The 11,781-nt window shown below is 43.3% G+C and carries 10 protein-coding genes and 1 riboswitch; of the genes, 7 read left to right on the top strand and 3 right to left on the bottom strand.

Going from position 1 to position 11,781, the window contains the following annotated elements; all coding sequences use genetic code 11:
• Positions 1-37 precede the first annotated feature (37 nt).
• Entirely contained in the window at positions 38-931 is an 894-nt protein-coding gene (locus RH86_RS06520; RefSeq protein ID WP_009385643.1) for a LysR family transcriptional regulator, read from the bottom strand.
• Positions 932-1,135: 204 nt separating this feature from the next.
• A riboswitch (TPP riboswitch) is annotated at positions 1,136-1,234 on the top strand.
• Between the two features lie 113 nt (positions 1,235-1,347).
• Between RH86_RS06520 and thiD the strand changes: the two genes are divergently transcribed.
• Both thiD and RH86_RS06510 read left to right on the top strand, forming a co-directional pair.
• Entirely contained in the window at positions 1,348-2,202 is an 855-nt protein-coding gene (thiD, locus tag RH86_RS06515) for a bifunctional hydroxymethylpyrimidine kinase/phosphomethylpyrimidine kinase (protein WP_009385642.1), read from the top strand.
• Positions 2,203-2,406: 204 nt separating this feature from the next.
• A complete protein-coding gene (locus tag RH86_RS06510; RefSeq protein ID WP_009385641.1) occupies positions 2,407-3,162 on the top strand; it encodes a phosphatase PAP2 family protein in 756 nt (251 codons plus the stop codon).
• Positions 3,163-3,227: 65 nt separating this feature from the next.
• On the opposite strand, the gene RH86_RS06505 is transcribed toward RH86_RS06510, so the two are convergent.
• Complete coding sequence (locus tag RH86_RS06505; RefSeq protein ID WP_009385640.1) at positions 3,228-4,301, bottom strand: permease; 1,074 nt, start codon at positions 4,299-4,301, stop codon at positions 3,228-3,230.
• A 398-nt stretch (positions 4,302-4,699) separates the two neighbouring features.
• Here RH86_RS06505 and RH86_RS06500 point away from each other — a divergent pair, with 398 nt between their 5' ends.
• The gene (locus RH86_RS06500) at positions 4,700-5,179 is read left to right on the top strand and encodes a GNAT family N-acetyltransferase (RefSeq protein WP_009385639.1); all 480 of its coding nucleotides are present in this window, start codon (positions 4,700-4,702) and stop codon (positions 5,177-5,179) included.
• Between the two features lie 69 nt (positions 5,180-5,248).
• Positions 5,249-5,509, top strand: coding sequence for a DUF5062 family protein (locus tag RH86_RS06495; RefSeq protein WP_005597713.1), 261 nt, complete (start codon positions 5,249-5,251; stop codon positions 5,507-5,509).
• 687 nt (positions 5,510-6,196) lie between these two features.
• Here RH86_RS06495 and RH86_RS06485 read toward each other — a convergent pair.
• Positions 6,197-7,360, bottom strand: a complete 1,164-nt coding sequence (locus RH86_RS06485) for an ROK family protein (RefSeq protein WP_038219330.1) — start codon at positions 7,358-7,360, stop codon at positions 6,197-6,199.
• Between the two features lie 317 nt (positions 7,361-7,677).
• Between RH86_RS06485 and RH86_RS06480 the strand changes: the two genes are divergently transcribed.
• Genes RH86_RS06480 through RH86_RS06470 form a run of 3 tightly spaced genes read left to right on the top strand, consistent with a single transcriptional unit; the run spans position 7,678 to position 11,781 of the window.
• A complete protein-coding gene (locus RH86_RS06480; protein ID WP_009385632.1) occupies positions 7,678-9,207 on the top strand; it encodes a sodium:solute symporter family protein in 1,530 nt (509 codons plus the stop codon).
• 1 nt (position 9,208) lies between these two features.
• A complete protein-coding gene (locus RH86_RS06475; protein WP_009385630.1) occupies positions 9,209-10,501 on the top strand; it encodes an AGE family epimerase/isomerase in 1,293 nt (430 codons plus the stop codon).
• Positions 10,495-11,781, top strand: a complete 1,287-nt coding sequence (locus RH86_RS06470; RefSeq protein ID WP_009385629.1) for a hypothetical protein — start codon at positions 10,495-10,497, stop codon at positions 11,779-11,781. Before RH86_RS06475 ends, RH86_RS06470 begins: the two co-directional genes overlap by 7 nt.

Raw genomic sequence — 11,781 nt, 5'->3', positions numbered from 1 at the left:
CTCTTTTTGTTATCTCACCTTGTCTCATGGTAGATGATTAGCGTTTGAGCGCCTGTTCGATCTCGTCAATCACTGTGACGAAGCGTTTTGGCATACGTGGGCGCTGCTTAGCGATTAAATATAGTGTCTCGGTAATGGGTTGCTTAGGTTGATAGATTGCGATTTGTTCTTTAAGAGCAAAGTTATCTAAAGCACTGAGTGGCAAAATCGTAAAACCTAATCCCTTCGCCACGGGAAGTAAAATCTGGCTGAGTTGATTGACGTACCCCGTGACGGGGATCTGATCAAAACGTAAGCCAACAAAATCAGGATCATCACTGTGAGCGCAAAACCGAGCTAAATAGTGTTCGGCATCAGGGTGATTAATCAAGCCGAGTTGCTGTAAATCCGGTTTGGTCAAATCATCTTGGTATGAATATTGAGCTGGATACATCAAGCATAAGGGTTCTTCACTCAATGTTTGGCTAAAAATGCGTTTATCGTTCGTTTGGCTCGTAACGATACCCAGATCCGCCATCCCACTTAAAATATCCGCTTTAATCTTTCTGTTTGGCGCCGCTTCTACGTGGGTAATAAGCTTTGGACATTTACATTGTAAATCTAACAGGCGAGGGTAGAGCAGTAAGGCAAGTGAGCCTGAGCACGCCAATTTTATGTTGCCGTGGTAGGCTGAGTCTGGCTCTAGACTTGCCAATAACTGTGTTTCACGGTTTTGAGACTCCTTGGCATAGTCAAACAGCATTTTGCCTTGCTGAGTAATCTCAAAGCTTTTGTTATTACGCTCAATCAGTGGGTGTCCACATGCTTGCTCTAATTTCTTGATATGCTGACTGACACCAGGCTGGGTCATAAACAGGCGCTCTGCTGTCCGAGTAAAGTGGCCCGTTTCAATCAGGGTGATAAATGTTTTTAGCCAGAGAGGGTTTAGCATAGGTATCTCACAGGGTTATTGATAGAACGAGTTTGTGATAACAAAAAATTATTAATAAATAGCTAACCATAATTTATCATATTCCACTCTAATCGCGATTTGTTTCATTGGCAAACAAGTCACGACAGCGAACGACAGAGTGCGCTGCGGCGCACTCTTGGCCTTTCTCACTTACCTTATAAGAGCGATTGCTGTTATTATGGACGCTAATAGTCGGGGAGCCCTTGGGGCTGAGATCGCATCGCGAGACCCGTTGAACCTGATTCAGTTAGCACTGACGTAGGGAACTATGCGTCCTTTAGCCTTTCTCTATGAATATTCCTTAACGGCTAAAGTACCCTCACTGATTTATTACTAGTTTTTCCCGCTAGCCATCCAGTGAGTCGGTTCCATACGTTGCGCGTAGGAGTAGACTCATGCCTCAAACACACGCAACATCCATTACCGCCAATGTTGATACTTGCACCCCTATAGTGTTGACAATCGCTGGCTCTGACAGCGGTGGTGGTGCGGGTATTCAAGCCGATATTAAAGCCATTTCCGCGACGGGCAGCTATGCATGTTCGGTCATTACCGCCATTACGGCTCAGAACACGCAAGGTGTTTCAGCGATATTCCCAATCCCGTTAGAACATGTCGCTCATCAATTGGATGCAGTATTTAGTGATCTTAATGTTGTGGCAGTAAAAATTGGTATGCTAGCGGATAGCGCCATCATTGATGTCGTGGCAGATAAATTAGAACAATACCAACCTCAATTCACCGTTCTTGACCCAGTGATGGTGGCGACTAGCGGCGATTTATTATTGGCTCGTGAGGCAATTGCGACGCTTAAGCAACGTTTGATCCCGTTAGCAGATCTGATTACCCCCAATCTACCAGAAGGTGCAGCACTGACTGGGTCACCAATACCTCATGATGAAGAACAAATGGGCAGCATGATTCACTCCCTACGCCAATTAGGGGCCAAAGCTATATTGCTCAAAGGAGGGCATTTAGAGGGGGATGAAAATAGTAATGATCTGTTTATTCAGCCCGATACCGTTTCGGTGTTGTATGCGAAACGTATAGCCACCCACAATACTCACGGTACGGGATGCACGCTCTCTGCGGCTATTGCTTCATATTTAGCGCAAGGCGAATCGTTAGAAAGCGCGGTAGCAAAGGCGAAACACTATATTTCACAAGCGATTGGACATGCTGATGAGCTGAGCATTGGCCATGGGCATGGTCCTGTGCATCATTTTTTTGCTTACAATCGCGAACGATAAACACACAAAACTAGGAATTTTCGCCAAATTGACAGCAATTTGATAATTTTTCCACATGGCTTCGGCTAGTATATCGGCAACGGTGACAAGGAGAGGATCCTTCTCTTTGCCGATTTTCCCCATATCCTCGCCAGTCGAAACGTGACTCCGACGTAATGTCTATGTTCTCGTGAGTGGTTGTTGGTAATCGTTGAGCAGAATTTTATGAAAGAGTATCTTTATGCCAAGCGTTATGGCCTTGCTGTATTGGCAGTATTCCTTTTACTGATAGCGCCGATGACTCTATTAGTCAGCCACATTGAGTTATTAGATTCAGTGAGTGACAGTGAGGGGCTGTTTTACAGTGTGCTAACCAATTCTGCTGGTAGCCAAGGTTTTTTGATTACTCTTGCGGTACTACTGCTTTGTAGTTTGACGCTTACTTTGACGCCGAAACAACGTTGGGAAAAGTTATTACAACTCGGCATCATTCTGGTGATTGGCTTTGCTGCCAAAACGGGCCTTAAACATTTTACGGAAAGCCCGCGACCTTATACTGAAGTTCTCACCCATCAACTGCTGATCCCGAAACCATCACATTTCTACCAATTGACGACCAGTAAACAAGATCAACTGATCGAGCAGGTTTCAACTCAAGTTAGCCCTTGGCGAACTCAACATTGGCTGGGTGAAACCGACTATTCCTTTCCATCAGGCCACACAATGTTTGTCGCGATTTGTTTAGTGTGTTTCGGTGGATTGTTGGTGGAACATAAGCGCTATGGTTTGACGGGTATTCTATTGCTGTGGGGCGTTTGCGTGGCTTATAGTCGTTTATGGCTTGGCATGCATAGACCGATTGATTTAGTGGGTTCGGTGCTATTTATTGCTTTGGTTTACGCTGCCATGCCCAATATATCGCTTTGGTCTGGAAAGTTATTTGAATGGCTAAAGTTGCACATGCGATTATCGCCGCAGTAATTGTATCCTCAAACGAAAAAGCGAACCTACCTGGTTCGCTTTTTTATTGTGTAACGTGTTTGTTGTTAGCCAAATATTACGGTGTATAGGTAACCCGCGCTGATGGCCATACCTAAAATTACAACCAGGAATGCTGCAATCATCTGATTTTTGAAGATAGATTTAAGCAAGATCACTTCTGTCAAACTTGCGCCTGCGCTACCAATGATCAATGCCATTACCGAACCCAATGCCATCCCTTTTTGTACTAGGGCTGCACTTAGTGGGATAACCGCTTCTGCGCGAATGTACAATGGAATACCAATCACAGCAGCAACAGGGATTGCATACCACTTGCCAGCACCGGCGTATTCAGCAATCAATTCAGTTGGGATAAAACCGTAAATGAATGAGCCAATTGCAATACCCAGCATTAGGTAAGGCAGTACCTGTTTAAAATCTTTCCAAGTTGACAGCCAAATACGCATCCAACGGCTTGGTTGTTTTGTTTCTGTCATTGTTGCCGTGGCCGTGCCATCTGAAGCGCAGCAAGAAACCGCGATTTCTGGTTCTTTTTTAGCACTGGTACAGCAGCTTGTTGGTGTAGCAACAGGCTCTGATTTTGTACAGCATGATGTTGCTTCTGCTACTTTTGCAGTATCACCACAGCTTGACTGGCTCGAACAGCTAGAGGTATTAGCTGATTCATACGCTTCCGGTTTTACGTAACGCTCAAAGCCTAACTTTTCTAGTACAAAGCCAGAAATGACCGATACTGTCATCGCGATAGCGAAGTAGAACAGGGCAACTTGCCAACCAAAGGTCACCACAAATAGACCAATAATCACAGGGTTAAGCAGTGGGCTTGCAAACAAGAACACCATCATCGGGCCAAAACCTGCTCGAGCACGAAGTAACCCTTTTAAGAAAGGAATAGTCGAGCACGAGCAAAATGGCGTGATAGATCCAAGTAAGGCTGCAATAAAATACCCTTTACCGTTGCGCGAGCTTAAGATCGATTGGATCTTTTCTGGGGTTAAAAACTCTTGCAACACACCAACGATGTAGCTGATTGCAAGAAATAGAATAATCAATTCCACTGCTAAAAACGCAAACATATCTAGGGCGTCGCGTACCATTGTCATCAATTCATTACTCATGTGAGCCTCGTTACCTTTAATTTCGAATATTCTCGAATTATAGAAATATTTTTCGAATAATCAATAATTATTTCGATAAATGTCGAAATGATTGTGTGGAACAACTTTATACGTTGGGTGATATGATATTTTTGAGGCTTAGTGACAGTGCGATCTAAATTTGGTTTTTTACTTTAAATACTATTAAATCAGTATCTTATGGAGGAGTTTAAGAGGGGTTGTTTAGAATTCGCGGACAGGAAAAGATGGCTATCTTCTTGTGAAGTTACAATCATCATGTGACGAAGTAACCTACGAGATAAACTCATTGCAGGTTAAATGACAGCCTCTGCCCCCACGGCCTGCGATACGCCTCTCGTTTTAGCGTATGTGATGTTAACATACCGAATACGCATGGAATGACCCCTAATATACTGATTAACGACAATATGACAGTGACTTATCGCGCAATAGAACAAGATGAATTTGCCATGATGGCGCAGCTAGAACAGCAATGCTTTGGCGAGCATGCTCTGCCGGATTTCTTTTTTCGTCAGTCTTACGATTGCTGGCCAAAAGGATGCTTTGCTGCGTTTCAAGAGCAAAAGATGCAGGCGTTTTTGATCCTCGCGCAAAGTGAAACGCAAGATATCGGTTGGATTTTATCTGTGGCAGTGTCGCCGGAACTGCAAGGTCAAGGCATTGGACGCAAGCTACTGACTCAATTACTGGAGCAGCAGAGTTACGCTCGCGTGCGCTTAACGGTAGACCCTGAAAACCCCGCGGCACTGCGTCTATATCAATCACTTGGCTTTAGTAAAATTGCGGAAGAAGCAGATTACTTTGGACCTAATCAAACGCGCTGGGTGATGGAATATAGCCCAAACTTATCAATATGAGAGCTTACTAACACGCGGGTTGTGGCAGTTAAGGTATTCTAAGTGCAAGTGAAGAAGAGGATTCTATTAATGTCAAAAAGCACCAAGCTTCATAACGAAGATAAACTGGTTAAAAAGGCACTTGAGATTGGCGGTAAGATGGCAAAAATGCAAGGTTTTGAACTTCCGCAATCCCCACAACCACTAAGAGTAAAAGCGATTTATCTATTTTTGGTTGATGCCAAACAGATCATGCCACTCCCTGAAAGTAAGCTTGATGGTGCAAATATCAAACACAGGCTAGCACTTTGGATTCATAGCGCCTTACCGGATAACGACCCGTTGAAGTAGAAATTTTGCTTAATTGATGCAAGGCGAATCGAATGGGTTCGCCTTTTTGTTTTTGGTTGCAACTAACTGACTGGTATGTCCCGTTTATCAGTCTGTTGATTTCTCCGCTCTTGCTTTAAGTAGTCCAGTCACTTTTTGCCTTGCTAAAGAGTAACCAGAAAGGCGCTTTTCGCGTGCAAACTTATCTTTGGATATTTATTGAGCGAGCAAAAGACAAGACCACCCCTATTGAACCGTTGATACTGATACTTATGAAATTGTTTGTTGCCGAGTTAACATTGCCAGGAGTGATGAATGCGGAAGTGCTTCCTCGCTTTCTAAAGCAAGTTCGTCTAACCGCCAAAGTGGTATTGGAATATGTCGCTTATGATACAAGAAACTACCATAGGGCCATTGCAGTAAAGAAAGTAACTCCGTTAATCCCCCCAACTAGACGGTGAAGCCTTCTGGGAAAAAGGACATCCTAGTAATCATACTGATGGTTGTTAAAAGCTCAATGGTTCGAACAAAAAGTAGAAAAAAGTATGGCTATCATAGGTGCTCACTATGTGAAACCATCATGTTTTGAGTGAAGTTGTTACTCGGAGCCTTGCCGACTCTGCGTCACTACAACACTCAAGTTGGGGAGAGTTACGCCATAATTAAGGTGTTAAACAAGTTTACTGAAGATGGAGTTGATGCGAATTACTAATTATGAGCTTGAGTAATTTTATCATTGACATAATTAGAGAAAAACGGAATCACAGCCCCTTGGAGTTCATTGATTACCGTGTTCGAGTTAACTAACAGCTGAATGTCAGATGGACAATAACTAGGTAATTTCGCAAAAAATAGCCGTTTAATCTCTTCAAATATACAGGTGTTTTCAATAAACGGTCCGGTCAAAATTATGGTGTCCGGAAAGAGCGTTAAATAGGCGTTCACTAAGGAGCGAGAAAATACCTGCTGTGCTTGTTCCAAACAAGGTAATGAGGATAAAGGCAGATCTTTGATTTGCTCTGCGCACTGTTTCTCATTACCAATAATACAATTTAAATTTTGACCTAACGTGTCACGAAGCGAGGCTAAAGAAGCAATTTGTTCTAGTGTTGAGCCGTCGTTATCGATGATCGTTTGTCCTATTTCGCTGAATAAACCTTGTTGACGAAATCGTACCATACGGTTGGCGTCATAACTGGCAGCACCAATCCCTTCACCCCAGTGTATATAGAGAGTATTACGAGATTTAAGCTGCTTGTTTTCAAGGATAAAAGCATTCAGCTCAGCCTGTAGGTTTTTAACCAAAATAACTTTACAAGCGAGCGTTTCCTCTAAAGAGGCAAAAGAGATATCGGTGGCGTTCGGCCAGCGATTCGAGTATTTCCAAACTTGGTTTTTACGGTCAACAATACCGGGTAAGGATAGAATCACACCACAAACGGTAGTGCCTGCTTCTATTGTTTCATAAGCGTTTTTAACCTGCGATTCTATAACAGAAATTAACTGCTCTTTCGTTGCTGAGCGATTCTCAAATTCACAACTTGAGCTATAGAGGATTTCTCCTGTCAGGTTGACAAGAGATGCTGTTAACGTAAGAGAATCAACATAAACAAAAATTGCATTGTATTGGTTTTTATTTGGGATAAGGCAAACTTCAGGCCTACCTGGGCCCGATACATGCGTTTTCGTATCCTCTTTTACCAATCCAAAATCTAAGAGTTCACCAATCAACTTAGTGACTGTTGCAGGGCGTAAATGATTCGCTTCAACTAACCCTTTTCGCGTAACAATTTCACTCGTCTGGTACCCATTAAGTATCTGTTCAAATAGCAGTATTTTTCTTTCTAGAGAGAGGCTTTGCTGTTTATCCATCAAATTCATAAATGCACACAATATCCGTACATCATGATAACCACTCGCACGTGATTACTCAATCATTTACCTGCTCTACCTACCAATGAGGTTGTTCACTTATTGACCGTCACTTTGGTTTTGTGATCTGTGTTTACTTACTTAAGCAATTGATTTCAATTGTTTTTGTAATATTATTCGTGAGCGTTATCATATAATTACGTTGTGTGTAATTATATATAATTACACTGAGTGTTATTATGTTTGCGTTGTTGAAATAACGCTCATTTCTATCGATTTTAGAAATGAATAAATATTAATGGAAAAGGAATGACACTATGCAATGGCTTGACTGGTTAGCTCTGGTAGCTTTTTTCTTAGTTATGATAGGCATAGGCCTAAACGCCTATCGGAAAATTAAAGGATCCAATGACTTCTACGTGGCAGGTGGTGGCTTGCCTTGGTGGCTAGCTGGGGTTTCACACCACGTATCAGGTTACTCAGGCGTAGTATTCACAGGTTACGCTGCAATTGCCTATTCAACTGGTTTTAACCTTTATATCTGGTGGGCATTAAACGTTGCACTTGCATGTTTTGTTGGTGCCTGGTTAGTTGTACCTCGTTGGGCTCGTTTACGCAAAGCTCTTAATATTCAATCACCGACGGAATATCTTCGCCTTCGTTATGATACGAAAACTCAGCAAGTTATTGCTTGGTTAGGTGTGCTACTAAAACTTCTAGATACAGCCGGTAAATATGCAGCGATCGGTGTATTGCTATACGGTTTTGCTGGTGTGCCAATTCACTACGGAATCTTGATTGCTGGCTTTATAGCAATGCTTTATGTGACAGTTGGTGGTCTATGGGCTGACACAATGAATGACTTCTTCCAATTCTTGGTGCAAGTTGCAGCTGGTTTGGCGATGTTCTTCATCATTCAACAGCAATTAGGTGAAGTGGGTACAAACTATATCTCAATGTGGGACAGACTGCCTGCAGGTCACGGCAACTGGTTTAACAGTGAATATTCACCATTGTTCTTCATCAGTTTCAGTGTGGTTATCTTCCTAAGCTACACTGGGGGGACTTGGAACCTTGCATCACGCTTTATTGCTTCTCCAACGGGTCGTCATGCGCGTAAAGCAATGGTGTTGTCATCAGTTCTTTACCTAATCTGGCCATTGTTGCTATTTGCACCTATGTGGGCAGCACCAATTTTGCTCCCAGATCTAGCAGTTGCTGACCAAACTCAAGTCTACTCGATGATGACAGTACAATACTTACCAGCTGGTGCCGTAGGTGTGGTTCTAGCTTCAATGTTTGCTGCAACGCTTTCAATGGTAGCATCAGATGCAAACGCAATCAGCTCTGTACTATCTCGCGATATCTTGCCACTAATCAGTAAGAAATTTAAGAATGAGAATGGCGAAACCCCACTAAAAGTGGCTCGTATTGTAACATTCACATTTACCCTCGCTACTATCTTAATCGCGCTTAATAAAGACTACTTTGGCGGCATCATCGGCCTGATCATCGTTTGGTTTGGTGGTTTGATCGGTCCTGCGTCAATTCCGATGGTATTAGGTCTACTACCGTTCTACAAACACTGTGGTCCTAAGTCAGCTCTTGGCTCAATGGCTATAGGTCTATCGGTATTTGTCTTCACTCGTCTCTTCGTTGAAGACCCATCAATGGCACTTTCAGTGGGTGGTCCAGTAATTTGCTCGCTTACATTCTTCAGCCTTGCTGCTGTTTACAATCGTAAGTTTAAAGTGAAACCAGAAATCGAAGAATTGATGGTGAAACTAAGCCGTGATGACGTAGAAGTCGAAGCGAAAGTGAAGCTAGATCTAGCAGAGAGTAAATAAGATGAATTGCTCACAAAATTCCTTACACACGGTCGCAAGCCAATGGCACGAAGAGTTGGTCAATAATGTTCTTCCTTTCTGGCAGGCTGCCATTGATGAAATACATGGTGGTGTTTTCACCTGCTTTAATAACGAGGGTTCATCGTTATTAAGTCACGATAAGTTCACGTGGTCACAAGGTCGCTTTTTATGGAACTGGTGTCGACAAGCTTATTTGATTCAACAAGGTCAGCTGGCAGGAAATGCAAACGAATATTTGGCCCATGCAAAGTTAACTGCTGAGTTTCTTGATAATCATGTATTTCTTGAAAACGGGCACTGCAGCTTTGTTCTCACCGAACAAGGTGACAAAAAAGAACAAGTACCAGGTGCAGGCTTTGATACTTCATTCTATGCCGATTGTTTTGTTGTAATGGGATTTTGTGAGTATGCCTATGTTGCTGGTGAAGCTTCATATTTTGAAAAGGCAATGACGCTTTATCAGAGCATTAGAGCTCGTCTTAATAGCGGTAAGGTTCGTAGTGAACCTTATCCAGCTGCAGAGGGCTTTGAGCCCTATGCATTTGAAATGATTACTCTTGGCGTAAACAATGAATTACTGCGCTACGCCATCAAATATCAACACCCTCAATTGGCAGCGCTGAAAGCCGCGTGTCAAACGAGCTTAGAGCGTATTTTTAACGACTTTCATGATTCGGATTCACTGATTCCTTTCGAAATGCGCACCGCGAAAGAGAATCACACAACTTTGCTGGCACAACATGTCACGCCAGGTCACACCTTGGAGAACATGTGGTTTTGTGTTGAAGCGGCAAGCTTGTTAGGTCTGTTACCAGACTACCTACCAAAGATTGTCACTATCACCAAAATGATGTGGACGCTGGGGTGGGATAAAGAATATTTAGGGTTATACCGTTATACCTCGCGACAAGGCACCCAGCCTAGTGGCGATTTATTAGGTGACGATCCTTATGAGAATTTAGTGCTGGATACTTGGGATACCAAGATTTGGTGGGTGCATTCTGAAGCACTCTATACGTTGCTTTTAACCTACAAGCTAAGTGGTGATGAAGCTTTGTTCTCTATGTATGAGCAAACGGCACACTATGTATTGTCGACCTTCCCAAATGCTGAATTTGGTGAGTGGACACAGATTCGTGACCGCCAAGGTAAGCCGCTGGATAAAGTGGTTGCCTTACCAGTTAAAGATCCGTTCCACATTATGCGTAACTTGCAATTGATGGTGTCACTGTTTGCCTCTGAATCGCAAATAGAGAAGGAAGTTCAATGTTAGTGGGTTGCAGCAAAATTTACATTATGCCAGTCGATCCTATGCCCCTTGGTGGTTTTGATTTTCGAGTTGGCGAATATAAGCGTGTTGCAATGCCGATTCATTGCCGGTGTTTGGTGCTGAATCAGTCGGTAGCGATCGTTAGCTTGGAGTTGCTATTTGTCGGTGAGGCAGTGACAACCGAGATTCGCCAACGTGCTGCTTCCCATCCGCAATTAAAGCATTTAAATGTACAAATTTGTGCCACTCACAGCCATTCGAGTTTTCAAACGGAATATGGTCACTCTCCGCGCCTTGGCGAAGTCAATCATGATTACTGCCAAGTGCTGGTTGAGTGGGTGATAGAGGCGTTACTCAAAGCGCAAAATAACCAAGAGCCAGTGCAAATCAGAAGTGCACGTAGTATTTGTGATTTTGGCGTGCATCGCCGTGTGGTTAATGCCCAAGGTTGTGTCGAGATGGCTCCAAACCCAAATGTGGCGTTTGATAATAGCGCACACATTTGGCAATTCGTTAGCCTTAGCGGGCAAGTGAAAGCGTTGATGGTGCATAACCATTGCCATCCGACGATCAGTGCTGAAAACACCTTATCTGGCGAATATCCAGGGGTGGTCAGTGATGCAATAGAGCAAAACTACCCCAATGCGGTCTGCCTGTTCTTGCAAGGATTTTGTGGTGATATTCGGCCGAATTTAAGTCGATCTAATCGATTTTACCGCGGAGATTTTGGCGATGTAGTTCAACTAGGAAAGCAGCTGGCAAACAATTATTTAGCTGCGTTGACAACCAGTGTTGAGCGTATCCCAACTGCGACATGCTGTTACCGGGAAGAGACGGTTGATTTGCCGTTAGCGCGCCGCTTCACCGCAGAGCAACTAACGAATTACCAAGCGGATTTTGCCCCGGACGATATTCATTTTGAATGGGCAGAGCAGCAGCTCATTCGATTGGAAAAGGCATCAGAGGACAATTCAACAACACCAAGCACACACTCAGTGAAGCTTGGTTGGTTGAATATTTGTGATGTGATCAAATTGGTCACGATTAACGCAGAAGTCGTCAACGAGTATCAGCGTTACATTACCGAAAGCATAGACTCTGAAGCGCTCGCAGTAGGGTATAGCAACGGGATGATTGGCTATATCGCTACCGCAGAACAAATTAACCAAGGTGGGTATGAAGCGGATTTGTCTTCTTACTACTTTTATTTACCTTCGACGTTTGATCAAACGGTCGAAACAAGTTTAAAGCTCGCGCTAGCTAACTTAATTTTAGAGAAATAA

The organism is Vibrio sp. N418 (genome assembly GCF_000222565.1).
Lineage (GTDB): Bacteria > Pseudomonadota > Gammaproteobacteria > Enterobacterales > Vibrionaceae > Vibrio > Vibrio scophthalmi.
This window is presented reverse-complemented; position numbering and strand designations above follow the sequence as displayed.